The organism is Franconibacter sp. IITDAS19 (assembly GCF_023079515.1).
Classification (GTDB): Bacteria; Pseudomonadota; Gammaproteobacteria; order Enterobacterales; family Enterobacteriaceae; genus Franconibacter; species Franconibacter pulveris.
This window is the reverse complement of record NZ_JALJCP010000003.1, coordinates 50,259-76,594: the sequence shown is the minus strand read 5'-3', so window position 1 is coordinate 76,594 and position 26,336 is coordinate 50,259. Positions and strand designations below refer to the sequence as shown.

Genomic DNA, 26,336 nt, shown 5'->3' with positions numbered 1-26,336 from the left:
AATAATACCCAAAACCGGCGAGAACGCTCAGGGTTGAACGTAAAAGTGTGGCGTCCAGGGTGTACCGAGGGCGGTCCCCTGCGCGCCGTGCGCGTTAAGGTAGCGGTCTATCTCCACCATACCGGTCCAGCGGTTTTCACACCACAGCGGCGCGAGAAGCGTGGGACGACGTGCGCTGGCGGAGATGCGGTGATATATCACTTCCGGCGGCGTATGGCGGATAATCTCCCCCGCCGTGGCGGCATACTCCTCAAGCGCAATGCCTGTAATCCTGCCCGCCTGCCATGCTTTCGCCATAATGCTGCCGCTGACGATGTGCAGCGGATGCAGCTTAATGCCATCCACGCCGGTATCCACTACGCGCGCCAGTGTCTCAAGACAGTGGCCTTGCGTTTCGCCAGGCAGACCGACGATGAGATGACAGCAGACATCAAGCCCGCGTGCGCGCGCCAGCCGCGCCGTCTTCTGGTAAGCCGTAAAGTTATGGCCGCGGTTAATACGGCGCAGCGTTTTATCGTGGGCCGACTGTAACCCCAGCTCCAGCCAGACCTCATAACCCTGTTCGCGATAACTGCTGAGCAAATCGAGTACGCTCTCCGGCACGCAGTCGGGGCGCGTTCCCACGCACAGGCCGACGACATTCGCCTCGCTTACCGCCTGTTGATACATGGCGCGCAATTGCTGCACTTCAGCCCAGGTGCTGGTGTATGCCTGGAAATAGGCGAGATAACGCCTCGCCCGATCGACCCGCTTCGCCTGACAGGCAAGCTGATCGGCTATCGAGGCGTACTGCTGCGTTTCATCAACAAAAGAGGCGACATTGCAAAAAGTGCATCCGCCGCGGCCAATCGTGCCGTCGCGATTTGGGCAGCTGAAGCCGCCGTGTAGCGTAAGTTTATGGACTTTTTGCCCATACCGGCGGGCCAGGTCGCCGCCAAACATATTGACTAATTTCTGTAACTGCATAATCTGGAAGGCCGCCCTGCGAAAAGGGCCAAGCCTGCCAGTTTTCCTTCCCCACGGCGATGATGTGGATCAAGCGCCAGGGCACCCTTTTACACCATGAATAATCATTCACAATAAACGCAATTTCAGTCAGCGACTGGCTGATTACTTTTCCTTATGTCGCCGCCTTTTATTTAAATAATATGACGACAAGTGAAAAACAGTACCATGCTGCAAGTCGCACCTGATTTTTAGCATTTTCCGCTGTTAATTCCCGTAACGGCAGTGGCCATTGGGGTTTATAGCCAGCACCAATAGTGAGAGAGATCACACTCCATTTTGGTGCAGCCGCCGCTTCATGCATTGTAAAAAACAATAAATATATATTTAAAACAATAAGTTAACCAATGCATAGCACATTTCAGCATAAATAAGAATGACATTTGACCTGCCTGGTGATTCCCGATAAGTTGAGAATCCGCTGGAAGCTTTCTGGATGAGTGTTCTGCTCATCATATTTATGCAGTAATTGAGATTCCCTCTTAAGTAAGTTCTCAACGACCGTGTATCGATGCGAAAAGGATGAAAGAGGGCGACATACGAGGAACGCGTTATAACGCCACCCCCGTCGCCGCACCCTTTTTACGCCCGCGCGCCGTCAGAACAAGAGAGTCTCGCAGAGCCTGGGGAGGTTCACTTATATGTTGTACGATAAATCCCTTGAGAGGGATAACTGTGGTTTCGGCCTGATCGCCCACATAGAAGGCGAACCTAGCCACAAGGTAGTGCGTACCGCCATTCACGCACTGGCCCGTATGCAGCACCGTGGCGCTATCCTTGCCGATGGCAAGACTGGCGATGGTTGCGGCCTGCTGCTGCAAAAACCGGATCGTTTCTTCCGCCTTGTTGCCGAAGAGCGCGGCTGGCGTCTGGCGAAGAACTACGCCGTCGGCATGCTGTTCTTAAATAAAGATGCGGAACTGGCGGCCCGTAGTCGTCGTATCGTTGAAGAAGAGCTGCAACAGGAAACCCTCTCCATTGTGGGCTGGCGCGACGTACCGACCAACGAAGGCGTGCTGGGTGAAATCGCCCTCTCCTCTCTGCCGCGCATTGAACAAATTTTCGTTAACGCCCCGGCGGGCTGGCGTCCGCGCGATATGGAACGCCGCCTGTTTATCGCCCGTCGTCGTATCGAAAAACGTCTCCAGGATGACAAAGACTTCTATGTCTGTAGCCTGTCTAACCTGGTCAATATTTATAAAGGTCTCTGTATGCCGGCAGACCTGCCGCGCTTTTACCTGGACCTGGCGGACCTGCGTCTGGAATCGGCTATCTGCCTTTTCCACCAGCGCTTTTCCACCAACACCGTGCCGCGTTGGCCGCTGGCCCAGCCGTTCCGCTACCTGGCGCATAACGGCGAAATCAACACCATCACGGGCAACCGTCAGTGGGCGCGCGCGCGTACCTATAAGTTTAAAACCCCGCTGATCCCGGATCTTCATGATGCCGCGCCTTTCGTAAACGAAACCGGCTCCGACTCCAGCTCCATGGATAATATGCTGGAGCTGCTGCTGGCGGGCGGGATGGATATCGTGCGCGCGATGCGTCTGCTGGTGCCGCCAGCATGGCAGAACAACCCGGATATGGATCCGGAGCTGCGCGCGTTCTTCGACTTCAACTCCATGCATATGGAGCCGTGGGACGGCCCGGCAGGCATCGTTATGTCCGACGGTCGCTACGCCGCCTGTAACCTCGACCGCAACGGCCTGCGCCCGGCGCGCTATGTCATTACCAAAGACAAGCTCATCACCTGCGCCTCTGAAGTAGGTATCTGGGATTATCAGCCGGATGAAGTAGTGGAGAAAGGACGCGTTGGCCCGGGCGAACTGATGGTTATCGACACCCGCGGCGGGCGCATTCTGCACTCGGCGGAAACGGACAACGATCTTAAAAGCCGCCACCCGTACAAAGAGTGGATGGAGAAAAACGTGCGCCGTCTGGTGCCGTTTGAAGATTTGCCGGATGACCAGGTCGGCACCCGTGAAATGGACGACGATCTGCTCGCCAGCTACCAGAAGCAGTTTAACTACAGCAATGAAGAGCTGGATTCCGTTATCCGTGTGCTTGGCGAAAACGGCCAGGAAGCGGTCGGCTCAATGGGCGATGACACGCCGTTCGCCGTGCTCTCCAGCCAGCCGCGCATTATTTATGATTATTTCCGCCAGCAGTTCGCTCAGGTGACCAACCCGCCTATCGACCCGCTGCGCGAAGCGCACGTGATGTCGCTTGCCACCAGCATTGGCCGCGAGATGAACGTCTTCTGCGAGGCCGAAGGCCAGGCGCACCGCCTGAGCTTTAAATCGCCGATCCTGCTCTACTCCGACTTTAAACAGCTGACTACGCTTGAAGAGCAGCACTATCGCGCCGATACGCTGGATATTACGTTCGACGTGACCGAAACCTCGCTTGAAGAGACGGTAAAAGCGTTGTGCGACAAAGCCGAACAGATGGTGCGCGACGGCACCGTGTTGCTGGTGCTTTCCGACCGCAACATCGCCAAAAACCGTTTGCCGGTGCCTGCGCCGATGGCGGTAGGCGCTATTCAGACTCGCCTTGTTGAGAAGAGCCTGCGTTGCGACGCTAACATTATTGTGGAAACCGCAAGCGCCCGCGACCCGCATCACTTCGCCGTGCTGCTGGGCTTCGGCGCGACCGCTGTCTACCCTTACCTCGCCTATGAAACCCTGGCGCGGCTGGTGGATACCGGCGCCATCGAGAAGAACTACCGCAGCGTGATGCTGAACTACCGTAACGGCATCAACAAAGGCCTGTATAAGATCATGTCCAAAATGGGCATCTCGACTATTGCCTCTTACCGCTGCTCGAAGCTGTTTGAAGCGGTGGGCCTGCACGATGAAGTCTCCAGCCTCTGCTTCCAGGGGGTGGTGAGCCGCATCGGCGGCGCCGGTTTCGGCGATTTCCAGCAGGATCTGCTGAACCTGTCGAAGCGCGCGTGGCTTGCCCGCAAACCGCTGGAGCAAGGCGGCCTGTTGAAATATGTACACGGCGGCGAATACCACGCGTACAACCCGGACGTGGTGCGTACACTGCAACAGGCGGTTCAGAGCGGCGAGTATAGCGATTACCAGCAGTATGCGAAGCTTGTGAACGAGCGCCCGGCGGCGACGCTGCGCGACCTGCTGGCCCTCAATCCGCAGGGCGAAGCGGTTCGCGTGGATGAAGTCGAACCGGCAAGCGAACTGTTCAAACGCTTCGACACGGCGGCGATGTCTATCGGCGCGCTGAGCCCGGAAGCGCACGAAGCGCTGGCCGAAGCGATGAACAGCATCGGCGGTAACTCGAACTCAGGCGAAGGCGGCGAAGACCCGGCGCGCTACGGCACGAACAAAGTCTCGCGCATTAAGCAGGTGGCTTCCGGCCGCTTCGGCGTGACCCCGGCGTACCTGGTTAACGCTGACGTTATTCAGATTAAAGTCGCTCAGGGCGCGAAGCCGGGTGAAGGCGGCCAGTTGCCGGGCGACAAAGTCACCCCCTATATCGCTAAGTTGCGTTATTCGGTGCCGGGCGTAACGCTTATCTCCCCGCCGCCGCATCACGACATCTACTCGATTGAAGATCTGGCGCAGCTTATTTTCGACTTAAAACAGGTCAACCCGAAGGCGATGATCTCCGTGAAGCTGGTTTCCGAACCGGGCGTGGGCACCATTGCGACCGGCGTGGCGAAAGCTTACGCGGATCTCATCACCATCGCCGGCTACGACGGCGGCACGGGCGCAAGCCCGCTCAGCTCTGTGAAATACGCGGGCTGTCCGTGGGAGCTGGGCCTCGTTGAAACCCAGCAGGCGCTGGTGGCTAACGGCCTGCGTCACAAAATTCGTCTGCAGGTGGACGGCGGCCTGAAAACCGGCCTCGATATCATTAAAGCGGCCATTCTGGGCGCGGAAAGCTTCGGCTTCGGCACCGGCCCGATGGTGGCGCTTGGCTGTAAATACCTGCGTATTTGCCATCTGAACAACTGCGCGACCGGCGTAGCGACGCAGGATGACAAACTGCGTAAAAACCACTACCACGGCCTGCCGTTCAAGGTAACCAACTACTTTGAGTTTATTGCCCGTGAAACACGCGAAATCATGGCCTCGCTTGGCGTTACCCGCCTGGTGGACCTGATCGGCCGCACGGAACTGCTCAAAGAACTGGAAGGCTTTACCGCGAAACAGCAGAAACTCGACCTGGCGCGTCTGCTGGAAACCGCCGAGCCGCTGCCGGGCAAAGCGGTTTACTGCACCGAGCATAACCCGCCGTTCGATAATGGCGTGCTCAACGCGCAGCTGTTGAACCAGGCGAAGCCGTATGTGGATGAAAAGCAGAGCAAAACGTTCTGGTTTGATATCCGCAATACCGACCGTTCAGTGGGTGCATCGCTTTCGGGCTACATTGCCGAGACGCATGGCGACCAGGGGCTGGCTTCCGACCCAATCAAAGCGCACTTCAGCGGCACCGCGGGCCAGAGCTTCGGCGTCTGGAACGCAGGCGGCGTGGAACTGCACCTGACTGGCGACGCCAATGACTATGTCGGCAAAGGCATGGCGGGCGGCTTAATCGCTATTCGTCCGCCGGTGGGCTCCGCCTTCCGCAGTCATGAAGCGAGCATTATTGGCAATACCTGTCTGTACGGCGCAACCGGCGGCCGCTTGTATGCCGCAGGCCGCGCGGGCGAGCGTTTCGGGGTGCGTAACTCCGGCGCGATCACCGTGGTGGAAGGCATCGGCGATAACGGTTGTGAATATATGACCGGCGGCATCGTCTGTATCCTCGGAAAAACCGGCGTCAACTTCGGCGCAGGTATGACGGGCGGCTTCGCCTACGTGCTGGATGAAGATGGCGAGTTCCGCAAGCGCGTGAACCCGGAACTGGTGGAAGTGCTGGGCGTAGACGAGCTGGCGATTCACGAGGAGCATCTGCGCGGCCTTATTACCGAGCATGTTCACCATACCGGTTCGCAGCGCGGCGAAGAGATCCTGGCCCACTGGCCGGCCTTCGCCTCGAAATTCGCGCTGGTTAAACCGAAGTCCAGTGATGTCAAAGCATTGTTGGGTCACCGTAGTCGTTCCGCAGCAGAGCTGCGGGTGCAGGCGCAGTAAGGGGTTGTAATGAGTCAGAACGTTTACCAGTTTATCGACTTACAGCGCGTTGATCCGCCAAAGAAACCGCTGAAGATCCGTAAAATTGAGTTTGTAGAAATTTATGAGCCTTTCTCGGAAGGTCAAGCCAAGGCGCAGGCAGACCGCTGCCTCGCCTGCGGCAACCCTTACTGCGAATGGAAATGTCCGGTCCATAACTACATCCCTAACTGGCTGAAGCTTGCCAACGAGGGGCGTATTTTTGAAGCGGCGGAACTGTCGCATCAGACCAACACGCTGCCGGAAGTCTGCGGCCGCGTCTGTCCGCAGGATCGCCTGTGTGAAGGTTCCTGCACACTGAACGATGAGTTTGGCGCAGTGACCATCGGCAACATTGAGCGCTATATCAATGATAAAGCGTTTGAAATGGGCTGGCGCCCGGACCTCACCGGCGTGAAGCAGACCGGCAAGCGCGTGGCCATCATTGGTGCGGGCCCGGCGGGCCTCGCCTGCGCCGACGTGCTAACCCGCAACGGCGTCAAAGCGGTGGTATTTGACCGTCATCCGGAAATCGGCGGCCTGCTGACCTTCGGCATTCCGGCCTTTAAGCTGGAAAAAGAGGTCATGACCCGCCGCCGCGAAATCTTCACCGGCATGGGTATTGAGTTCAAACTTAATACCGAAGTGGGCCGCGACGTACAGCTTGACGATCTGCTGAAGGATTACGATGCAGTGTTCCTGGGCGTCGGCACTTATCAGTCCATGCGCGGCGGGCTGGAGAACGAAGATGCGCCGGGCGTGTATGAAGCCCTGCCGTTCCTTATCGCCAACACCCGTCAGATTATGGGCTTTAGCGAAGATGCGCAGCAGCCGTTCATCAATATGGAAGGCAAGCGCGTCGTGGTGCTGGGCGGCGGCGATACCGCGATGGACTGCGTACGTACTTCGGTGCGCCAGGGCGCAACGCATGTGACCTGCGCTTATCGTCGCGATGAAGAGAACATGCCAGGCTCCCGCCGTGAGGTAAAAAACGCGCGCGAGGAAGGCGTCGTGTTTCAGTTTAACGTGCAGCCGCTCGGCATTGAAATTAACGCTAACGGCAAAGTTTGCGGCGTGAAAATGGCGCGTACTGAAATGGGCGCGCCGGATGTGCATGGCCGTCGTCGCGCGGAAATCGTGCCGGGCTCAGAGCACGTGCTGCCTGCTGATGCGGTGGTGCTGGCGTTTGGTTTCCGCCCGCACAGCATGGAATGGCTGGCGCAACACAGCGTAGAGCTGGATTCTCAGGGACGCATTATCGCGCCTGAGGGCAACGAGAACGCTTTCCAGACCAGCAACCCGAAGATTTTCGCTGGTGGCGATATCGTACGCGGCTCTGACCTGGTGGTAACGGCGATTGCCGAAGGCCGTAAAGCCGCCGACGGCATCATGAACTACCTCGAAGTATAAGCACCCCGCCTTATGAAATAAGGGAAGCGTCAAGCTTCCCTTATTATTGATTAAAATCCCAGCGCCACCTTCTACCGTTTTATTCACTTTATCTTATCTATTCTTGTTCTCTTTAATTATTAAAATTCATATTAACAATTAATTCAGCTTACCAATCCGCTCTAAAAGACTCCGGAAAAAATACATTGCTATGGAAAATACGAAATAAACAATCATAAAAATTATGTATTTATTAATTCTGTATCTTTCGCCTGCCAATTTAATTTATGAAAACAATAAAATAAGCTTAATGTCCACCCCAACATGCTAAGTTTAAGCTCATATTGGACATAATTATGATCTCTCTAAAAAAACACAGAAAGAATAGAATATCACAGGTAATGGCCACGCTTTTTCCAGCCATCGTTTTCTTTAACCCTTTAGCGGCCAGTGCTGCAACAATTATCGATGAAAATACCGACGATACTTATATATTTAGCGGCGATAAAGAATATGTCATAAATTCTGATGTAACGATGTCTTCCCCTGGCAGCGATCCTAGCGCTCTCGTTAAGGGTAAAAGCATCACATCCATTAAAAATAATGGAACAATTAAAAATGATAACGGCAACGCTATGTCTGTTGAGGTCAGCGGGCAAACTGCCGATATGCTGACCATAGAAAATAGTGGGACTATCAGCAGCTCAGCCACCGGTATCAATGTAACTAACGGCGATAATGTAACCATTATCAACACCGGCACGATTGCAGGTAAAGACAGCGCTATCGCTTTTGCAAGCGCAGGCAATAACGCGCTGGTGTTGAAAAACGGCTCCGATCTGCAGGGCGATGTCACTTCTACGGGTTCCTCCACCAATACCATTACGCTGAATGAATCAGGCAATGAAGACAGCAATTTTAAAGGCGTAACGGCGGGCACGGATGGCTTTAAATCATTAACCATGGATGGCGTGGATTGGGTAATGAGCGGCGATATCGATCTTATCGGTACCGACGCCAGTCTGATCGTAAAAACGGGTAAATTGACGCTGGGCGGCGATGTCACCAATAAGGGCTCCTCGCTTATTAACAGCGGTGCTACGCTCCAGCTCGGTACCGGCAGCGGCAGCAACGCCTCGCTCGAAGGAAATATTCAGGACGATGGCACGCTCATTTTTAACCAGGCTGCCGATTTCACATTCAAAGGCGATATTTCAGGCACTGGCACCGTTATTAAAGAAGATGCCTCAACGCTGACCCTCAGCGGCACAAACAGCTATACCGGCGATACGCAATTGAAAAGCGGCACTACGCTGGTCGCCGAAGGCGCGACGCTCGGCCCGGCGAACAACAGCGCAACGATTTCTGTTGGCAGCGGCGCGACCTTCGCATCCGCGGGTACGGTAAATGATAATATTGCTGTTGCAGCAGGCGGTACGCTGGCTGCATGGAATGCCGTTGGCAGCAATATCGGCGCAACGACGCCCACGACAGGCAACACCATTAACGGCAATGTCTCGAACGCGGGTACTTTACAACTTGCCGCCGCTGATAATTCCGTTGGCAATAGCTATACCATTAATGGTGATTACACAGGTGAGCAAGGCAGCAAAATCGTCATGAATACCGTTGCGGGTGACGATAATTCTTTGACTGATCACCTGGCGATTACCGGCAACAGCGCGGGCACATCTTCACTGGAAGTGGCTAATGTAGGCGGCATGGGCGCACAAACGCTCAACGGGATTGAGTTAATTGACATCGGTGGCGCATCTGACGCGACCTTTACGCTTGATAAGCCCGTTGTCGCCGGCCTGTGGGAATATGATCTCTATAAGCATGATGACGGCAACTGGTATCTGGAGTCCAAAACCGAGCCTGCGCCGCAGCCAGATCCGGATCCTTCGCCAGCCCCACAACCGACTCCCGATCCTGAACCAACACCCGACCCAACGCCCGATCCAGCTCCCGCCCCGGAAGTCTATCGCCCGGAAATTGGCGTTTACATGGCGAACTACCTGGCTGCTCAACAGATGTTCATCCATAAACGCGACGATCGCGATCAGTTAATGCTGCGTGACGAAGACGATCTGAATACCTGGATGTACGTCAAAGGCCAGTATGCCGACGGCAATTTCGCCCGCAGCAACCTGAGCTATGACATCCGCTCGGCAGTGGTTCAGCTTGGCAGTGACGTTATCAGCAGAAACCTCTCCACCGGCACGCTGCACACGGGCTTTATGTTAGGTACTGGCTATAGCGATACCAGCGCCGATGCAAGGCACAACAGCCGCTCTGCCGACGGCAGCGTTAATGGCTACAACGTGGGGCTCTATGCCACCTGGCAGGAAGATCAAAAACTGCGCCTGGGCAGCTATATCGACAGCTGGGCTTCTTACAGCTGGTACAACAGCAGAGTAAACGGCGACGATATGCCTGGCGAAGAGTATGACAGCAAAGGTATGGCCGCTTCGCTGGAAGTGGGTCACGCCTGGCTGGTGCCTTCAGAAAAAGCTCGTACCATGAAGTTTGAACCGCAAGGTCAGGTGGTATACAGCAACCTTAAGCAGGACGACCACGTTGAATACAATGGTACGCGGGTAACCACGCCGGAAGATGATGCCGTTCTCGGCCGCGTTGGGGTAAAAATGAGTTACGTCGACCAGAAACAGGTCGAAGCCTGGCAGCCTTATGGCGCGGTAAACTGGTTAATCGGTAACGGCATGAGCGATTTAAGCTTTAACGGCGATACCATTGGTTCCGACGTACCGGATAACCGCTTCCAGCTGGAAGCAGGCGTAACCGGTAAAATCAACGAAGCAACGACCCTCTCCTTCCGTCTTGGCGGCGAATGGGGTGATAACACCTACAATGCCTATACAGGCCATATGTTAGTGAACTATCGCTGGTAATCCCTGCCGCTATTCACTTAACCTGCCCGGTAGATGAACTACCGGGCTTTTTTATGCCTGTAACGCGCTACGGTGAAGCTTTAACACCACTTTTTTGATTTCACCTGCTTTCTCTGCAAAACATCCTGGTTTATGGGGTTCGCCGGGCATAAAAACCGCAAACATTCCTGGCTCCATTAACAGCACCTGCTCCGCCTCAATGTACTTACAGAGCTGGTAGTCTTCTTCTTTATGCCACTCGCCGCACTCGCGTTCGCTACCCGCCACGCCATAGCGGATTTGTTCTTTACCCTCGAGCAAGATCTGAATGTCTATATAGTCGCGATGCAGTTCAGCACATTTTTCCTGCGCATGTTGCGTAGCAAACTGCATCACATTCATTAAAAGTTTTTCCTCTTGCAGAACATAGCTGCCGGGCGCTTTCTGTGCCGGGTTTGCCGCCAGCGCCTGAGCAAGCGCTTGCGCCATCGCCGGCGGCAGGCCTGCGGCGTAGGCGTGTTGGATCTTTCCTGCGATCATGCTTCTTCTCCTTGCGCTAACAGCGCAGCCCCCAGTAAACCGGCGTCGTGGCGATAATGTGCAGCGGCAAGCCGGGTGTGAAACGCTGCGGGTTGCTGCGCCATAAAATCCTGCACCTGAGGCAGGTAGCCGTGCGCGAGACCAATGCTGCCGCCAATAACGACTCGCTGGCAGTCCGTAACGGCTTTGATATCTGCGATAAGCCTCGCCAGCGTTTGGGCCGAGCGAGCCACCAGCGCCTTCGCCTGAGAATTGCCCTCTTCTGCGCGGGCGAAAATAGCTTTGGCGTCAAGCCCGGCTAACTCTGCGGTTGCCGCTGCCGCAATAGCGCGCCCGGAAGCGATAGCCTCCACACAGCCGGTGCGCCCGCAGCCGCAGCGCGGGCCATGCGGATCGGCCAGCGTATGACCGAAATGCCCCGCCAGCCCGCCGATGCCGGTATGCAATTTTCCCTGGCAGATTATCCCGCCGCCCACGCCGGTCGAGACCGTCAGAAACACCATCTCGCTTACCTCTTCCTGCAACGCCCGGTATTCTGCCCAGGCTGCCGCCTGCGCATCATTTACCGCGATACAGGGCAAGCCGGTCAGACGGGTCACGGTTTCGACTAACGGGAAGCGCGCAAGCCCGCCGAGGTTCTCTGGATTGATGGCGGTCAGCACGCCATGATGGATAATGCCGGTGGAGGCAACAGCGACGCGTTGCGCCCGCGCCTTTAGCGGCGCAACCACGGTTTCCAGCGCCGCGCCAAGGGCCTGCGGCGTTTTGCTGGCGGGCGTCGGCAATTCCCGGCGATCCGAAATATGTCGCGCTTCATCCACTAAGGCGGCGGCGAGTTTGGTGCCGCCAATATCAATCGCCAGTACGTTCATTTCGCTACCTTTTGCATCGCTTCGCGATACCACTGGCAGATGTGTTCCAGCCGGGTGATGGCGGAGCCTACTGTCACCGCCCACGCGCCATGCTGCATCGCCTGCGCGGCCAATGGAGGCGAATTAAACCGTCCTTCGGCAACAACCCGGCAGCCCCTGTCGCGCAGCGCGCTCACCAGCGGTAGATCGGGCTCTTCAGGCGTTTCGCGGGTGAGGTAGCCGGAAAGCGTCGTGCCGATAATTTCCGCGCCCAGCTGCTGGCAATACAGCCCATCCTGCAACGACGAGCAGTCGGCCATCGCCACGCGCTGACAGGAATGAATACGCTCAAGCAACGCTTTCACCGGAACAGGACGCGGGCGCTCTGTGCCGTCGAAAGCGATGATATCCGCTCCCGCCTGCGCAAGCGCGTCCACATCTTCCAGAAACGGCGTAATACGCACCGGAGAATCGGGCAGATCGCGCTTGATGATGCCAATAATCGGGATGCTGACCATACGGCGCGTGGCCTGAAGATTTTTAAGGCCCTCAATACGCACCGCGACCGCCCCAGCCTGCTCCGCCGCCAGCGCCATCGCAGCCACAATGTCGGGCTTATCCAGCGGGCTACCGGGCACAGGCTGGCAGGAGACGATGAGTCCGCCGCGAGCGGCAATCGCCTCGTTAATTTGTTCGAGCAAAGACATAAAAGACTCCCTGATGGTGATGCAGCCAGGCGAACCGCCGGGCTGCATAGTTAGCTTTTACTTTTGACCAACCCTCGCTTGCGCATACCCGGAACAGCGGCGCCGCTGAACGGTTTGCCATCGATGGCGTCATGAGTGCGCAGCGCTTCGGGATGCAGCCAGCGCTGCACCCGCGACGGCATATCCAGACCAATCAGCAGGATCACCACAAATGTCAGACTGAAGGAGAGCGATCCCAGCGCGGTGCCAAGATCCAGCCGCTGAGCGATAGCGGCGCCAATTACGGGCGCCAGCGCGCCGCCAAGCGCGCCGACGTTATAGGTAAAGCCCAGCCCCGCCGCACGTTGGTCAGTATCAAAATAGCCGCTGATAAGCTTTGGCAGGATGCCGGAAATGCCTTGTCCCAGCATTTGCTGAAAAAAGAGCAGCAGACCCAACACCCAGACATTTGTTCCGCCGATGGCGAACACGGGAATAATCAGCAGTTGCGACGCAAGCAGGCTATAAACATAGGCTTTGCGGGTGCCGAGCCAGTCACCAAGGAAACCGCCGACGCAGCAGCCTACCGCGGCGCCAAAACCGCTAAAGAACAGGACCTGTGCAACTGTTGTTGGCGTATAGGCCAACTCTGTCTTCAAATAGGTAGGCAGCAGCGCCTGAATCGGCCATGAATAGAGAAAAGCGAATAACACAATGACCATCAACATAACGCCGGTCGGCCAGCGCGAACCGCTGCTTTGCACCATGAAGCTGATAAATATCGCCGCGCACGCCAGCCCAAGCGCGGCGATAAGCGCGGCATTGCCGAGCTCCCCGGCGAAGCAGAGCCAGAGCGCGCCTGCCGCAAAGAGCGTCATCGCGATATTCATCAGGCGGTGCTCGCCGCGATAAAGAATATCGACCATCGTGCGCACCGGCCTGGCTTCGCCCTGTCGTGCCTTCCAGTCTTCCGCTTCCGGAATGTTTTTACGCAGCCACAGCGCAAAGACAATCGGCAAAATGCCAATGAAAAACAGCGCTCGCCAGCCCCAGGCTGGCACCACCAGGCTGTAGACTTGCGCGGCGACAACCGCGCCGACGGAAAAACCGGAGATAAGAAAGCCGCTGGCCTTATTACGCAAATGCTTCGGCCAGCTTTCGATAACGTAGGTGGCGCTGGAGCCATACTCGCCCGCCATCCCCATGCCAATCACCAGGCGAGCGATAAACAGGGTGACGTAGCCGGGCGCCAGGCCGCAGGCGAGCGTGCCGATGGAAAAGAGGATAATACTGGTCACCATCGCCAGCCGACGGCCGTAACGGTCGCCCAGCGCGCCCAGCAACAAACCGCCAAACCAGCGGGAGATAAAGGCGGCGGAGATCAGGCTCGCGGCTTGCACGGTGGTTAGCCCAAACTCTCCCTGAATTTCCGTCAGAACCAGCGCTATCAGGACAAAGTCAAAACCATCCAGCAGATAGCCCAGCCAGGCCGCCGAGAAGGCGCGCCATTGGGCTTTATTAAGGTGTTTGTACCACGGCAGAGCATGTGAGGAAGCGTTCACAGGAGACTCCCTGCGCAGGTCTTTGCCCGCGCTTTAAGGTGTAGGGTAGAGAGGTTTTTAGCCGCCGGGTGGCGACGATCACTGTTGCGCTTTTTCTTCCTGCAGCCGCTGCGCCAGCGCTTTAAGCTGCGGCAGCCAGGCCTCATCGACCGGGGCGAAAGGTCTGCGACACAGCGGCACCGACACCACATCCATATAGTGAAGCAGCGTTTTCAGGCCGCGGAATACGCCGGTTTTGATAAGCAGGTCGATAACCTCGTTACAGTCGCTTTGCAGGCGCTGCGCTTCGGCGATTTCGCCTGCCTCGATCGCCCTGACAATGCGCTGGTAGCGCCAGCCCATCACGTTGTAAGTGCTGCCGATGCCGCCATCCGCCCCTGCCAGAATGCCAGAGGCGAAAATCTCGTCGTAACCGTTATAAAGCACCAGTTCCGGCTGTGCGCGGCGAATCTGCTCCATTTGATAGAGATCGCCCGAGGTTTGCTTAAGCGCCCTAACCCCCGGCAGCATGACCAGCGTATTAATTTGCTCAAGCGAAAGCTTTACGCCGCTCAGGGCGGGTATGTTGTATACCACCATCGGCAAACCCTCTGCGGAGTCAATGATTGCCCGGTAGTGGTCACAGTGCTCTTCAAAACTGAAAGGGTAGTAAAAGGGCGTTACGGCAGAAACGGCATCATAACCATAGCGGCTGGCTGAACGGGCAAGCTGCTGGCTTTCGGTCGTGCTCACCGTGCCGACATGGGCAATCAGCGTGGCTTTACCCTTTGCCTCATCTGCAACAATTTCAAGCACTTCCTCACGTTCAGCCGCCGTTTGCATAAAGGCTTCGCCCGTTGAGCCGCCGACATAAAGCCCATCCACGCCCTGGCTTAAGTTAAAACGCACCAGCCGACGCAGGCTGTCGCCGTCCAGCCGCTGGTTTTTATCAAAGGGCGTCAGCAGTGCCGTCATCACGCCGCGTAATGGATCACACATATTCACCTCGCAAAGGTATTCAGGATGAAAGAACTATATACCTTTATACCTGTTATACCAGCATGAAAAGCATACAACGGGCGAATGATGTCAAAGAATGGGATCTCGTTCACTAAACGATCTTTCGTGGATCGTTTGAGGCAGACGCAGGCAGGCTACTTACGTGCTTTGTTTTTTTGCTGAAAAGCGTGCCAGGCGGCGAAAACACTTTGCAGATGCGCCGTCAGCGCACGGTCAGCCCCATCAGCATCGCGGGCGCGGATCGCTTCGACAATAGCGATATGCTGTTGATAGCTGACGTTATTATGCTCATGAAGCGCTTTTTCCGGCACGGTAGGACGGGCGGCAATAAGCCAGTCGAGCAGTGCGACGTGGATCGCCATAAAAATAGGGTTGTCGGGGATTTCCGCCAGTACACGATGAAAAGCGACATCGGAGCGAATAAACAGCGTGTTGTCATCCAGCGACTGGCTATTTACTTCCAGCGCCTTTTCAAGCTTTGCTATCTGCTCATCGGTAGCGTGTTCTGCGGCGTAGCGCACCAGGCTGGATTCGAAGAACAGGCGCAACTGCTCAAGATGGGCGATACCGCCGGGGCGCGACAGAAAATCTTTCGCCATACCGGAAAGTTCGCTGATGATAGTGTCGGCAGAAGGTCGGCACACGCGGGCGCGCTCGCCATTGCTTATCTGCACCAGCCCTTTTCGCTTAAGCGCCGCCAGCGCTTCACGTACCGAAGGCCGCCCAACATTAAAGAAAGCCATTAATTCGCGCTCGGAAGGCAGTTGCTCCCCTTCGGCAAATTCGCGTCGGCGAATCATCTGTTCAAGCTCCTCCTCCACCATTTCGGAGAGCTTTTTACGCGTCAGCGGGCGGCGGTGCAGCGTATGGCCGAAGCTGTCCCGGGTTTCGTCTTGTGGATCAAAGGTGCTCATAGGCGGTCACAAAAGATGAAATAACGAACAAGGGCGGATTGGCTCAGCATAACACACCGGGTCTTTGCTGGCGAAACAAGGAGCTGTAAACAAAAACAGGGCCAGCGGCCCCGTTTTGTTTACTTGACGACGCGCAGCGCCGGACGGCCACCGCGCGGCGGCGGGTCGTCATCCGGGTTATCGTCGCCCGTTTCGTGATCCGGCTTATCGCCGTCAATCACGGACATCACCGTTTCCGGCTCCTGCGAAACGATTTCGTCGTTAAGACTTGCTAACGCTTCGTCATAGGCGGCTTCCGGCTCGAACATGGTGCCCGCGCCGTTTTCACGGGCGTAGATAGCCAGCACAGCGGCCAGCGGCACCGAAACCTGACGCGGCACCCCGCCGAAGCGCGCATTAAAGCGTACTTCGTCATTGGCCAGCTCCAGATTGCCTACCGCACGCGGCGCGATGTTCAGTACGATCTGCCCGTCACGCGCATACTCCATCGGCACGGAGACGCCCGGCAACGTCACATCCACGACAAGGTGCGGCGTGAGCTGGTTATCCAGCAGCCATTCATAGAAGGCTCGCAGCAGATAAGGACGACGTGGAGACAGCTGTGACATATCCATGGTTTAGCCCCGGCTTTGCAGACGCATTTCACGCTCGGCTTCGGTCAGCGAAGCAAGGAACGAATCACGCTCAAATACGCGAGTCATATAGCCTTTCAGCTCTTTCGCGCCCGCACCGACCAGTTCCACGCCCAGTTGCGGCAAACGCCACAGCAGCGGCGCCAGGTAGCAATCCACCAGGCTGAACTCGTCGCTCAGGAAGAACGGTTTTTGCGTGAACACCGGCGCGATAGCCAAAAGCTCTTCGCGCAGCTGCTTACGGGCTGCGTCAGCTTCCTGGGCAGAACCTTTCTCGATGACGTTCATCAGCGAGTACCAGTCTTTCTCAATACGATGCATGTACAGACGGCTTTCACCACGCGCGACCGGATAAACCGGCATCAGCGGCGGATGCGGGAAACGCTCGTCAAGATATTCCATAATGATGCGCGACTCCCACAGAGTCAGCTCACGGTCTACCAGCGTCGGCACGCTTTGATTTGGGTTGAGGTCAATCAGATCCTGCGGCAGGTTATCCGTTTCCACATGCTCAATTTCAAAGCTGACACCCTTTTCAGCCAGCACAATGCGCACCTGATGGCTGTAGATATCAGTAGGACCAGAAAACAGCGTCATTACCGAACGTTTGTTGGCAGCGACAGCCATGAAAACCTCCAGGTATATTCAGAAAAATACTGCTACCAGCCGCACGGCGACCGGCCTTTATGGGTTACCCTTCCCTGCCGTACTGACATCCCAGTCTGTTAATTGACCAAAACGTGAACAGTTACCAGCATTTGGGCAGAAAATTGGATGATAGTTTACCAGATTTTGCGGGGTTTGTGGTGAAGGGATTCCTGATTTGCCCTAAAAGGAAGCAGATTCAGGGGATTAGCACGCCAAAGAAAAGCAGCAATAAAAAAACCCGGGCAAAGCCGGGTTTTTTGCATAATGCCATTCTGCAAAAGCAGAACAGAATTAACGTTTGGAGAACTGCGGACGACGACGTGCTTTACGCAGGCCGACTTTCTTACGTTCAACCTGACGCGCGTCACGGGTAACGAAGCCTGCTTTACGCAGTTCGCCACGCAGGGACTCGTCGTACTCCATCAGAGCGCGGGTGATACCGTGACGGATCGCACCAGCCTGACCAGAGATACCACCACCTTTAACGGTGATGTACAGATCCAGTTTCTCAACCATGTCGACCAGTTCCAGCGGCTGACGAACTACCATGCGGGCAGTTTCGCGACCGAAGTACTGTTCCAGAGAACGCTGGTTGATAACGATTTTACCGTTGCCCGGTTTGATAAACACACGAGCGGCGGAGCTTTTGCGGCGACCAGTGCCGTAGTATTGATTTTCAGCCATTGCCTATAATCCCGATTAGATGTCCAGAACTTGCGGTTGCTGCGCCGCGTGGTTGTGCTCGTTGCCTGCGTAAACTTTCAGTTTACGGTACATAGCACGACCCAGAGGGCCTTTCGGCAGCATGCCTTTTACCGCGATTTCAATTACGCGCTCAGGACGGCGGGCGATCATCTCTTCGAAGGTCGCTTCTTTGATACCACCGATGTGGCCAGTGTGGTGGTAGTACATTTTGTCAGAACGCTTGTTACCGGTTACAGCAACTTTTTCTGCGTTCAGAACGATGATGTAATCACCAGTATCAACGTGCGGAGTGTATTCCGCTTTATGCTTACCGCGCAGGCGACGTGCCAGTTCAGTAGCCAGACGGCCCAGAGTTTTACCGGTCGCGTCAACAACGTACCAGTCGCGTTTTACGGTTTCTGGTTTAGCTGTAAAAGTTTTCATTAAAAGCTTACCCAAATAAATAGTTACACGTTGGTGAACACCCAAACGCCTATAATCTGTTGAGGTTCACACGACATTGTCCAGTAAACCTACCCCCTCGGATATGTTTCACCGGCACACAAAAGTTTTGGGAAAAAAACTTTGTTGTAACGTGGGGTCGCAGGATTATAGAGAAGTCGCGTATAAAGATCGACCCCTTTTTGTGATGGAAAGCGGGATTTCTGCGGCTTCCCGGCTTTTCGGTTTAACAGGGGAAAAACCCGCTCAGGGCTTATGCGCCCGTTTCAGATACTCCTCGCTTTGCATTTCCTGCAAACGGGAAAGACAGCGCTGGAACTCAAACTTCAGCCTTTGCCCCTGATAAATCTCCATTAATGGCGCAGCCGCGCTAACAACAAGCTTCACGTGGCGTTCATAAAACTCATCCACCAGCGCGATAAAGCGGCGCGCTTCGCTCTCCATTTGCGGGGTCATCACCGGCACATCGAACAGCAGTACGGTATGAAACTGTCGGGAGAGATCGATGTAATCATGCTGGCTGCGGGCGTCGACGCAGAGCGTGCGGAACGCCACGGCGAGCGTCTGGTTCTCCAGGCCAAGCGTCGGCAGCGGGCGATGGTTTATCTCCAGCACCGGCTCGCCCTGACGCTTCGCCCCGGCAAGCGCGCTATAAAGCTGCTCCATGCGCCCTTTTGTTTCTTCATTAAGCGGCGACAGCCAGAGGTGCGCCTGAGTCAGGGTGCGCAAGCGGTAATCAATGCCCGCGTCTACATTCATGACATCGCAGTGGCGCTTAATCGCCTCAATAGCAGGAAGAAAACGGGCGCGTTGCAGTCCGTTGCGGTAAAGCTCGTCAGGCGGAATGTTGGAGGTCGCCACAAGCGTAATGCCGCGCGCGAACAGGGCCTGCATAAGGCCGCCCAGCAGCATGGCGTCGGTAATGTCGGAGACAAAAAACTCATCAAAGCACAGCACGTCGGTCTGCGCTTTAAAGCGATCGGCGATAATTTCCAGCGGGTCGCTGTGCCCCTGCAGCGCCGTTAAATCCTCATGCACCTTCAGCATAAAGCGGTGAAAGTGCAGCCGCTGTTTCCGCTCGCCCGGCAAACTCTGATAAAAAAGATCCATCAGCCAGGTTTTCCCCCGCCCGACGCCGCCCCACATATAAAGGCCGCGTACCGGCGTAATGGATTCCGGCTGGGGCCGTTTGCCGAACAGCTTGCCCACTTTCGCCAGCAGACCGCCGCTTTCCGCGGGAGAGGTTTTATTGCCGGTCAGCTCGTGATAAATCGTATCAAGGCGGCTGACCGCTTCGCGTTGTACATCGTCTGGCTGATGTGAACCTTCGTTAAGAGCCTGTTGATAGCGCGATGTCGGAGAGAAGCTTTGCATGGTGTTATAGTTATTCCCTGGATATCGGTGCGCCGCGAGCTGCGGCTGTCGAAAAAAAGGCCGTTCTACACTACGCCATGCCGCAGCAGGATTCCACTTCTCCTGAAATAGCGGTTATAGTGGCATAACTGGGCGACGGCACTGACGAGACAAGCAAGCCTCGCCGTTACCACCCTACGGAAACACAAGACAACGGGAGATGTACATGACCTGGGAATATGCGCTAATCGGGTTAGTGGTCGGTATCATTATTGGTGCCGTCGCCATGCGTTTCGGCAACCGCAAATTACGCCAGCAACAGGCTTTGCAGTACGAGCTGGAAAAGAACAAAGCGGAGCTTGAAGAGTACCGCGAGGAACTGGTCAGCCACTTCGCCCGCAGCGCCGAACTGTTAGACAACATGGCGCACGACTATCGCCAGCTTTATCAACATATGGCGAAAAGCTCCAGCAACCTGCTGCCGGAGATGTCCGCTGAGTCTAATCCGTTCCGTAATCGTCTGGCGGAATCGGAAGCCAGCAACGATCAGGCGCCGGTGCAGATGCCGCGTGACTATTCTGAAGGCGCCTCCGGCCTGTTGCGCAACGGCGCCCGCCGCGATTAATGCGGCAGTAAATATTTTTCCTCCGGGCGCGTTTTTCGCGCCCGCTTTCTTTATGGTCTGGCTATGATTATGGTAATCAGACTCCGGCTTATGCCCCCCATTGTTACCCGACAGGGAATTCAATAATATCAGTACGTTTTGGGTATCCTTTCCTTCTTCCAGGTTGCGAGAGCCAGCATCGATGAAAAAACAAACCCTGCTGTTGAGTGCATTAGCGTTAAGTGTCGGGTTATCTCTCTCGGCGCCCTTTCAGGCAGTAGCCGCATTGCCTTCGCAAGTTCCAGGCCAGGCCGCATTGCCAAGCCTCGCGCCGGTACTGGAAAAAGTCTTGCCTGCCGTGGTCAGCGTGCAGGTGGAAGGAACCGCCGCGCCGGAAGGCCAGAAGGTGCCGGAAGAGCTGAAAAAATATTTCGGCGACGAGCTGCCGGACCAGCAGGCGCAGCCATTTGAAGGGCTGGGCTCCGGCGTCATTATTAACGCGGCGAAAGGCTACGTGCTGACCAACAATCACGTAGTAAATCATGCCGAGAAAATCAGCGTTCAGCTTAACGATGGCCGTGAGTTCGACGCCAAACTTATCGGCAGCGACGACCAGAGCGACATCGCCCTGCTGCAACTACAGAACGCCACTAATCTGACCCAGATAAAAATCGCCGACTCCGACAGCCTGCGCGTGGGCGACTTCGCTATTGCGGTCGGCAACCCGTTCGGCCTCGGCCAGACGGCAACCTCCGGCATCATCTCAGCACTGGGTCGCAGCGGGTTAAACCTTGAAGGACTGGAGAATTTCATCCAGACCGACGCCTCCATTAACCGCGGCAACTCCGGCGGCGCGCTGTTAAACCTCAACGGCGAACTGATAGGCATTAATACCGCGATTCTGGCGCCAGGAGGCGGCAGCATCGGCATCGGTTTTGCTATCCCCAGCAACATGGCGCAAACGCTGGCGAACCAGCTTATCCAGTTCGGCGAAATCCGCCGCGGCCTGCTTGGCATTAAAGGCACCGAGATGAGCGCCGATATCGCCAAAGCCTTTAATCTTAACGTGCAACGCGGGGCATTCGTCAGCGAAGTGCTGGCTAACTCGGGTTCGGCAAAAGCGGGCATCAAGCCAGGCGACGTGATTATCAGCCTGAACGGCAAGCCGCTGAGCAGCTTTGCCGAGCTGCGTTCGCGCATCGCCACCACCGAACCGGGAACCAAAGTAAAACTTGGCCTGCTGCGCGACGGCAAGCCTCAGGAAGTGGAAGTGACGCTGGATAAAAGCACGGCCTCCTCCGCCAGCGCGGAGATGATCGCGCCAGCCCTGCAAGGTGCCACCCTGAGCGATGGTCAACTGAAAGACGGCACCAAAGGCGTTACCATAGCCGAGGTGGAAAAAGGCAGCGCGGCGGCGCAAATCGGCCTGCATAAAGATGATGTGATAATTGGCGTGAACCGCGACCGCGTACGCTCCATCGCCGAAATGCGCAAAGTTCTGGAGAGCAAGCCCGCCGTTATTGCGCTCCATGTGGTGCGCGGCAACGAAAGCATCTATTTACTGCTGCGCTAATAAAGCCGTGCAGGACATCCCACCCGCGTGGGATGTCCGCATAACTCATGCTATGCTGCGGTCGTCTTCCTGATTAACTAACCCATGCCCATGTTTCTTAAGTTTTTACGTCCGATAGTGCTCGGCCTGATTGTCGCGGCGATACTGCTGGCGGTCATGCCCTCGCTGCGCCAGATTAACCCGCTGTCGACGCCGGTCTATGACAGCGCCGATGAAACGCCGGTCAGCTACAATGCGGCGGTGAAGCGCGCCGCGCCAGCGGTCGTCAATGTTTATAATCGCGGCGTCAGCAACGGCGGGCGCAACCAGCTGGAAATTCGCACGCTCGGCTCTGGCGTTATCATGGATCAGCGCGGCTACATCATTACCAATAAGCACGTCATTAATGACGCCGACCAGATTATCGTCGCGTTGCAGGATGGCCGTGTTTTTGAGGCGCTGCTGGTCGGCTCCGATAGTCTGACGGACCTTGCCGTGCTGAAAATCAATGCCGCGAACCTGCCGACTATTCCGATTAACCCCAGACGTACACCGCATATTGGCGATGTGGTGTTAGCTATAGGCAACCCCTATAACCTCGGGCAGACCATCACCCAGGGGATTATCAGCGCCACCGGCCGCGTGGGGCTGAACCCTACGGGCAGACAGAACTTCCTGCAGACTGACGCCTCCATCAACCATGGCAACTCCGGCGGCGCGCTGGTGAACTCGCTCGGCGAGATGATGGGCATCAACACCCTGTCGTTTGATAAAAGTAATGACGGCGAAACGCCAGAAGGGCTGGGCTTCGCGATTCCCACGCAGCTTGCCACCAAGATAATGGATAAGCTTATCCGCGATGGCCGCGTTATTCGTGGCTATATCGGCATCGGCGGACGTGAAATCACGCCGCTGCATGCGCCAGCAGCAGGCATTGACCAGATCCAGGGCATTGTCGTAAATGAAGTGGCGCCGGATGGCCCGGCGGCGCGCGCGGGCATTCAGGTGAATGATGTTATTGTCTCGGTGAATAACAAGCCTGCGGTCTCTGCGCTGGAAACCATGGACCAGGTTGCGGAGATTCGTCCCGGCTCAGTTATCCCGGTTGAGGTCATGCGCAATGACCAGCGCATTACGCTGCAGGTGACGATTCAGGAATACCCCGCCACCAACTAAACGGCAGACATAAAAAAACCGGAACCTGTGTTCCGGTTTTTTTCAGGCTAGCGTTCTTACTTGTTAACAAACTCTTCGCCCAGCGCGATATCTTTTTTCAGCGTATCCAGCATGCCTTCCAGCGCCTGCTGTTCGAACGCGCTCAGGGTGCCGATGGATTTACGCTCTTCGATACCGTTTTTACCCAGCAGCAGCGGCTGAGAGAAGAAGCGAGCGTATTCGCCGTCGCCTTCCACATAAGCGCACTCAACTACGCCCTGCTCGCCCTGCAATGCGCGCACCAGGGAAAGCCCAAAGCGCGCCGCCGCCTGGCCCATAGAGAGGGTTGCAGAACCCCCGCCCGCTTTCGCTTCCACCACTTCGGTGCCCGCGTTCTGGATACGTTTGGTCAGGTCGGCCACTTCCTGCTCGGAGAAGCTAACGCCTGGGATCTGCGACAGCAGCGGCAGAATGGTCACGCCAGAGTGACCGCCGATAACCGGTACGTCGATCTCGGTCGGCTGCTTGCCTTTTAACTCCGCCACAAAGGTATTGGAGCGAATGATATCCAGCGTGGTCACGCCGAACAGTTTGTTCTTGTCGTACACGCCCGCTTTTTTCAGCACTTCCGCAGCAATCGCCACGGTGGTGTTAACCGGGTTGGTGATGATGCCGATACAGGCTTTCGGGCAGGTCGTCGCGATCTGCTGAACCAGGTTTTTCACGATGCCGGCGTTCACGTTAAAGAGATCGGAACGGTCCATGCCCGGCTTACGCGCAACGCCTGCGGAGATCAGCACCACGTCTGCGCCTTCCAGCGCCGGGGTAGCGTCTTCGCCGGAGAAGCCTTTGATTTTTACGTCGGTAGGGATATGACTCAGGTCAACCGCTACCCCTGGGGTAACCGGTGCGATGTCATACAGAGAGAGTTCTGAACCTGAAGGCAGTTGGGTCTTGAGTAGAAGGGCAAGCGCCTGGCCAATACCACCTGCCGCGCCGAGGACTGCAACTTTCATCCTAAACTCCTTATTATGGTGAGCTAAAGTGTGCCGTTACTCCATTGGTGGCGACCATAATCATTCAGAGCTGAAATGAGTACAATCTTCTGGCCTTCAGTTTGCGACTCCTGACGCGCTTTACTGAAAGCGATGCGGCGGCTTTACCGGTGCACGGAGACTATCGGGCTCGCCGGGTCACTACCGGAGCAACATATCAACAGGCGGTTACATTACACCCTCTCGCGACAGCAAAACAACATCATTTTGATAACAATTGTTTTACTTTATCGCTTATTTTCGAGTCGTGACGCAGGCATGTTCCTTGATAACAAAATTTGATAAAATCCGCCGCTTTCATAACATTATTTCAGCCCCGCTCACGGCAGATAATTTGCATAAAAATTCAATTTTATGCATAATAATGTTGTTCTTATTGGCCTGACCACGGGTGACGTATGCGCAGCTCCGCAAAACAAGAAGAGTTAGTAAAAGCGTTTAAAGCATTACTCAAAGAAGAAAAATTCAGTTCGCAGGGTGAGATTGTCCAGGCGCTGCAGGACGAAGGCTTTGAGAATATCAACCAGTCAAAAGTCTCCCGCATGCTGACCAAGTTTGGCGCCGTGCGCACCCGCAACGCCAAAATGGAGATGGTTTACTGCCTGCCGGTTGAGCTTGGCGTACCGACCACGTCCAGCCCGCTTAAAAACCTGGTGCTGGATATCGACTATAACGACGCCGTAGTCGTCATTCACACAAGCCCAGGCGCGGCGCAGCTGATTGCTCGCCTGCTGGATTCCCTCGGCAAAGCGGAAGGCATCCTCGGCACCATCGCAGGGGACGATACTATCTTCACTACGCCCGCGCGCGGCTTCACGGTCAAAGAGCTTTACGAAGCCATCCTGGTGCTTTTCGAACAGGAACTCTGATGCCCCGCTCCCGCTATATCGTAGCGGGAGCGTTGTTCCCTTCTTTTACCTTCTTCTGCCATCTCCCATTTAACCAGTCGCTTCGTCTGCTGAAAACCATTCACCCAGTGTATTAGAAAAAGAAAACCGCACAAATTGCAAAAATCAAATATCCTATTGATTCATAAGAAATAATAAAAAATATTGGCTAAATTTTAGCCATTTTTATAACGTTCGGTAATAAATAAACATCACTCCAGGCTCAAAGTTTCATAGGAAACCATTAGCCTGTTATTAATTTTTTGGGTGACTAGTGTATACTTTTTTTTGTGATGAGGGTCACGGAACAGTGACCAGTAATAATAAATACGACGAGGTAAACAATATGAACATTAAATCTACCGTAGCAGCCGCAACCGTTCTTTCTATGCTTTCTTTCGGTGCTTTCGCAGCATCTTCCATCAATGCCGACCAGGCGCAAAACCGTCAGGCTATCGGTACTGTCACCGTTGACGCGGTAGGCAGCGTCCCGATGGATATGCGTGAAATGCTGGATCAGAAAGCGCAGGAAAAAGGCGCGTCTTCTTATCGCATCATCGAAGCGCGTACTGGCGACCACTGGCACGCTACCGCTGAGCTCTACAAATAAACAACGCGTTAAAAGTAAAAGTTCTGAATAGCCATAAACGCACGCAACGGCCTCAAGCAGAAAAATAGCGTTCCAACCCTTCCGGCCGTTGGGTGCTTTGACGAGGAGTTAAGACAATGAAAACCCCATTTACCATCGCAGCCCTGGGCCTGGCCTCAATTATCTCTTTTGGCGCCAGCGCCGCAGTACAACAAGTCAACACCCAGCAGGCGCAAAACCTCCAGCCGATGGGCAGCGTTTCTGTCACTCAGGTAACGGGCGCGCCAATGGATATTCGCCAGCAGCTGGCGGAAAAAGCGGAAAAAGAAGGCGCCAGCAGCTATCGCATCACTGAACTGACTCAGGGTGACCACTGGCACGCCACCGCTGAACTGTATAAGTAACCCTCGTCGTCTTGTCTGACGACTTGCCCCTGTTTTCGCAGGGGCCTTTTTAAGTGCCTGTCCTATGTTGAATGACGTACATTGAAGCGGAGCTGACCTTCCAGCTCCTCTTCTGCTTCGTCAAAAAGCAAAATCAGCGCCCCATAACGCCGACGCTGCTCCTCTCCCAGATGCACAAACTCTATCTCCAGCGGTAGCGGCAATCCCCCTTCAGTTACCACCTCCCATAGCGCATCCAGATCGTTTACCTGATTTTTGGCCAGACCAAAGGTGCGGGAAAACTCTCGGTAAAAATCCGCCTGTTCGGTAATTTCATCGAAATCGAAGGTGTAGATTTTCATGCTGCGTCACCGG

23 protein-coding genes are annotated in these 26,336 nt (G+C 55.5%); 9 read left to right on the top strand and 14 right to left on the bottom strand.

Annotated elements, in window-relative coordinates; all coding sequences use genetic code 11:
- Nucleotides 1–27: 27 nt before the first annotated feature.
- Nucleotides 28–966, bottom strand: a complete 939-nt coding sequence (locus MT962_RS10010) for a TIGR01212 family radical SAM protein (protein WP_024558826.1) — start codon at nt 964–966, stop codon at nt 28–30.
- 680 nt (nt 967–1,646) lie between these two features.
- Between MT962_RS10010 and gltB the strand changes: the two genes are divergently transcribed.
- The 3 genes from gltB (at nt 1,647) to MT962_RS09995 (ending at nt 10,426) form a co-directional block, all read left to right on the top strand.
- Nucleotides 1,647–6,107, top strand: coding sequence for a glutamate synthase large subunit (gltB, locus tag MT962_RS10005; RefSeq protein WP_024558827.1), 4,461 nt, complete (start codon nt 1,647–1,649; stop codon nt 6,105–6,107).
- A gap of 9 nt (nt 6,108–6,116) precedes the next feature.
- Nucleotides 6,117–7,535 carry a glutamate synthase small subunit gene (locus MT962_RS10000; RefSeq protein ID WP_024560086.1) on the top strand — a complete coding sequence of 473 codons (1,419 nt, stop codon included), beginning with the start codon at nt 6,117–6,119 and terminating at the stop codon, nt 7,533–7,535.
- Nucleotides 7,536–7,915: 380 nt separating this feature from the next.
- Complete coding sequence (locus tag MT962_RS09995; protein WP_247365515.1) at nt 7,916–10,426, top strand: autotransporter outer membrane beta-barrel domain-containing protein; 2,511 nt, start codon at nt 7,916–7,918, stop codon at nt 10,424–10,426.
- Nucleotides 10,427–10,477: 51 nt separating this feature from the next.
- Here MT962_RS09995 and nanQ read toward each other — a convergent pair whose 3' ends face one another.
- The 11 genes from nanQ to zapE all read right to left on the bottom strand — a co-directional run bounded on the left by nanQ (nt 10,478) and on the right by zapE (nt 19,757).
- Nucleotides 10,478–10,945, bottom strand: a complete 468-nt coding sequence (nanQ, locus tag MT962_RS09990) for an N-acetylneuraminate anomerase (RefSeq protein WP_247365514.1) — start codon at nt 10,943–10,945, stop codon at nt 10,478–10,480.
- Nucleotides 10,942–11,817: an N-acetylmannosamine kinase gene (locus tag MT962_RS09985; protein ID WP_247365513.1), complete on the bottom strand. Its 876-nt coding sequence runs from the start codon at nt 11,815–11,817 to the stop codon at nt 10,942–10,944. The genes nanQ and MT962_RS09985 overlap by 4 nt, the downstream gene beginning before the upstream one ends.
- Nucleotides 11,814–12,503: an N-acetylmannosamine-6-phosphate 2-epimerase gene (locus tag MT962_RS09980; protein WP_024558832.1), complete on the bottom strand. Its 690-nt coding sequence runs from the start codon at nt 12,501–12,503 to the stop codon at nt 11,814–11,816. The genes MT962_RS09985 and MT962_RS09980 overlap by 4 nt, the downstream gene beginning before the upstream one ends.
- 50 nt (nt 12,504–12,553) lie before the next feature.
- Nucleotides 12,554–14,044 carry an MFS transporter gene (locus MT962_RS09975; protein ID WP_024558833.1) on the bottom strand — a complete coding sequence of 497 codons (1,491 nt, stop codon included), beginning with the start codon at nt 14,042–14,044 and terminating at the stop codon, nt 12,554–12,556.
- Nucleotides 14,045–14,122: 78 nt separating this feature from the next.
- Nucleotides 14,123–15,022 (bottom strand): N-acetylneuraminate lyase, encoded by a 900-nt coding sequence (gene nanA, locus MT962_RS09970; RefSeq protein WP_024560082.1) that lies wholly within the window; start codon nt 15,020–15,022, stop codon nt 14,123–14,125.
- Nucleotides 15,023–15,177: 155 nt separating this feature from the next.
- Nucleotides 15,178–15,957, bottom strand: coding sequence for a transcriptional regulator NanR (gene nanR / locus MT962_RS09965; protein WP_247365512.1), 780 nt, complete (start codon nt 15,955–15,957; stop codon nt 15,178–15,180).
- Between the two features lie 119 nt (nt 15,958–16,076).
- The gene (gene sspB, locus MT962_RS09960; RefSeq protein ID WP_024558836.1) at nt 16,077–16,571 is read right to left on the bottom strand and encodes a ClpXP protease specificity-enhancing factor; all 495 of its coding nucleotides are present in this window, start codon (nt 16,569–16,571) and stop codon (nt 16,077–16,079) included.
- 3 nt (nt 16,572–16,574) lie between these two features.
- Nucleotides 16,575–17,216 carry a stringent starvation protein SspA gene (gene sspA, locus MT962_RS09955; protein WP_024558837.1) on the bottom strand — a complete coding sequence of 214 codons (642 nt, stop codon included), beginning with the start codon at nt 17,214–17,216 and terminating at the stop codon, nt 16,575–16,577.
- Between the two features lie 312 nt (nt 17,217–17,528).
- Nucleotides 17,529–17,921, bottom strand: a complete 393-nt coding sequence (gene rpsI, locus MT962_RS09950; RefSeq protein ID WP_000829815.1) for a 30S ribosomal protein S9 — start codon at nt 17,919–17,921, stop codon at nt 17,529–17,531.
- Nucleotides 17,922–17,936: 15 nt separating this feature from the next.
- Nucleotides 17,937–18,365: a 50S ribosomal protein L13 gene (gene rplM / locus MT962_RS09945; RefSeq protein WP_002437467.1), complete on the bottom strand. Its 429-nt coding sequence runs from the start codon at nt 18,363–18,365 to the stop codon at nt 17,937–17,939.
- Between the two features lie 264 nt (nt 18,366–18,629).
- Nucleotides 18,630–19,757, bottom strand: a complete 1,128-nt coding sequence (gene zapE / locus MT962_RS09940) for a cell division protein ZapE (RefSeq protein ID WP_247365511.1) — start codon at nt 19,755–19,757, stop codon at nt 18,630–18,632.
- Nucleotides 19,758–19,962: 205 nt separating this feature from the next.
- Between zapE and zapG the strand changes: the two genes are divergently transcribed.
- The 3 genes from zapG to degS all read left to right on the top strand — a co-directional run bounded on the left by zapG (nt 19,963) and on the right by degS (nt 23,068).
- Nucleotides 19,963–20,361, top strand: coding sequence for a Z-ring associated protein ZapG (gene zapG, locus MT962_RS09935; protein WP_024558839.1), 399 nt, complete (start codon nt 19,963–19,965; stop codon nt 20,359–20,361).
- Nucleotides 20,362–20,542: 181 nt separating this feature from the next.
- On the top strand, nt 20,543–21,913 hold the full coding sequence (gene degQ, locus MT962_RS09930; protein ID WP_024558840.1) for a serine endoprotease DegQ: 1,371 nt from the start codon (nt 20,543–20,545) through the stop codon (nt 21,911–21,913).
- Nucleotides 21,914–22,003: 90 nt separating this feature from the next.
- Entirely contained in the window at nt 22,004–23,068 is a 1,065-nt protein-coding gene (gene degS, locus MT962_RS09925) for an outer membrane-stress sensor serine endopeptidase DegS (protein ID WP_024558841.1), read from the top strand.
- A gap of 56 nt (nt 23,069–23,124) precedes the next feature.
- Here the strand turns inward: degS and mdh are convergent, their stop codons facing one another.
- On the bottom strand, nt 23,125–24,063 hold the full coding sequence (gene mdh / locus MT962_RS09920) for a malate dehydrogenase (protein WP_024560080.1): 939 nt from the start codon (nt 24,061–24,063) through the stop codon (nt 23,125–23,127).
- Nucleotides 24,064–24,500: 437 nt separating this feature from the next.
- On the opposite strand from mdh, the gene argR reads away from it, so the two are divergent.
- The 3 genes from argR to yhcN (MT962_RS09905) all read left to right on the top strand — a co-directional run bounded on the left by argR (nt 24,501) and on the right by yhcN (MT962_RS09905) (nt 25,982).
- Complete coding sequence (gene argR, locus MT962_RS09915) at nt 24,501–24,971, top strand: transcriptional regulator ArgR (RefSeq protein ID WP_024552571.1); 471 nt, start codon at nt 24,501–24,503, stop codon at nt 24,969–24,971.
- Nucleotides 24,972–25,335: 364 nt separating this feature from the next.
- Complete coding sequence (gene yhcN, locus MT962_RS09910; RefSeq protein WP_024558843.1) at nt 25,336–25,599, top strand: peroxide/acid stress response protein YhcN; 264 nt, start codon at nt 25,336–25,338, stop codon at nt 25,597–25,599.
- 116 nt (nt 25,600–25,715) lie between these two features.
- Entirely contained in the window at nt 25,716–25,982 is a 267-nt protein-coding gene (gene yhcN / locus MT962_RS09905; RefSeq protein ID WP_024558844.1) for a peroxide/acid stress response protein YhcN, read from the top strand.
- A 62-nt stretch (nt 25,983–26,044) separates the two neighbouring features.
- Here yhcN (MT962_RS09905) and MT962_RS09900 read toward each other — a convergent pair whose 3' ends face one another.
- Nucleotides 26,045–26,323, bottom strand: a complete 279-nt coding sequence (locus tag MT962_RS09900) for a barstar family protein (protein WP_247365510.1) — start codon at nt 26,321–26,323, stop codon at nt 26,045–26,047.
- Between the last annotated feature and the right edge of the window lie 13 nt (nt 26,324–26,336).

What these genes read in the sequence shown, in the direction of transcription:
- MT962_RS10010 (WP_024558826.1), bottom strand. Translation starts at nt 966, where the DNA reads ATGCAGTTACAGAAATTAGTCAATATGTTTGGCGGCGACCTGGCCCGC.
- gltB (WP_024558827.1), top strand. Translation starts at nt 1,647, where the DNA reads ATGTTGTACGATAAATCCCTTGAGAGGGATAACTGTGGTTTCGGCCTG.
- MT962_RS10000 (WP_024560086.1), top strand. Translation starts at nt 6,117, where the DNA reads ATGAGTCAGAACGTTTACCAGTTTATCGACTTACAGCGCGTTGATCCG.
- MT962_RS09995 (WP_247365515.1), top strand. Translation starts at nt 7,916, where the DNA reads ATGGCCACGCTTTTTCCAGCCATCGTTTTCTTTAACCCTTTAGCGGCC.
- nanQ (WP_247365514.1), bottom strand. Translation starts at nt 10,945, where the DNA reads ATGATCGCAGGAAAGATCCAACACGCCTACGCCGCAGGCCTGCCGCCG.
- MT962_RS09985 (WP_247365513.1), bottom strand. Translation starts at nt 11,817, where the DNA reads ATGAACGTACTGGCGATTGATATTGGCGGCACCAAACTCGCCGCCGCC.
- MT962_RS09980 (WP_024558832.1), bottom strand. Translation starts at nt 12,503, where the DNA reads ATGTCTTTGCTCGAACAAATTAACGAGGCGATTGCCGCTCGCGGCGGA.
- nanA (WP_024560082.1), bottom strand. Translation starts at nt 15,022, where the DNA reads ATGTGTGATCCATTACGCGGCGTGATGACGGCACTGCTGACGCCCTTT.
- nanR (WP_247365512.1), bottom strand. Translation starts at nt 15,957, where the DNA reads ATGAGCACCTTTGATCCACAAGACGAAACCCGGGACAGCTTCGGCCAT.
- sspB (WP_024558836.1), bottom strand. Translation starts at nt 16,571, where the DNA reads ATGGATATGTCACAGCTGTCTCCACGTCGTCCTTATCTGCTGCGAGCC.
- sspA (WP_024558837.1), bottom strand. Translation starts at nt 17,216, where the DNA reads ATGGCTGTCGCTGCCAACAAACGTTCGGTAATGACGCTGTTTTCTGGT.
- rpsI (WP_000829815.1), bottom strand. Translation starts at nt 17,921, where the DNA reads ATGGCTGAAAATCAATACTACGGCACTGGTCGCCGCAAAAGCTCCGCC.
- rplM (WP_002437467.1), bottom strand. Translation starts at nt 18,365, where the DNA reads ATGAAAACTTTTACAGCTAAACCAGAAACCGTAAAACGCGACTGGTAC.
- zapE (WP_247365511.1), bottom strand. Translation starts at nt 19,757, where the DNA reads ATGCAAAGCTTCTCTCCGACATCGCGCTATCAACAGGCTCTTAACGAA.
- zapG (WP_024558839.1), top strand. Translation starts at nt 19,963, where the DNA reads ATGACCTGGGAATATGCGCTAATCGGGTTAGTGGTCGGTATCATTATT.
- degQ (WP_024558840.1), top strand. Translation starts at nt 20,543, where the DNA reads ATGAAAAAACAAACCCTGCTGTTGAGTGCATTAGCGTTAAGTGTCGGG.
- degS (WP_024558841.1), top strand. Translation starts at nt 22,004, where the DNA reads ATGTTTCTTAAGTTTTTACGTCCGATAGTGCTCGGCCTGATTGTCGCG.
- mdh (WP_024560080.1), bottom strand. Translation starts at nt 24,063, where the DNA reads ATGAAAGTTGCAGTCCTCGGCGCGGCAGGTGGTATTGGCCAGGCGCTT.
- argR (WP_024552571.1), top strand. Translation starts at nt 24,501, where the DNA reads ATGCGCAGCTCCGCAAAACAAGAAGAGTTAGTAAAAGCGTTTAAAGCA.
- yhcN (WP_024558843.1), top strand. Translation starts at nt 25,336, where the DNA reads ATGAACATTAAATCTACCGTAGCAGCCGCAACCGTTCTTTCTATGCTT.
- yhcN (WP_024558844.1), top strand. Translation starts at nt 25,716, where the DNA reads ATGAAAACCCCATTTACCATCGCAGCCCTGGGCCTGGCCTCAATTATC.
- MT962_RS09900 (WP_247365510.1), bottom strand. Translation starts at nt 26,323, where the DNA reads ATGAAAATCTACACCTTCGATTTCGATGAAATTACCGAACAGGCGGAT.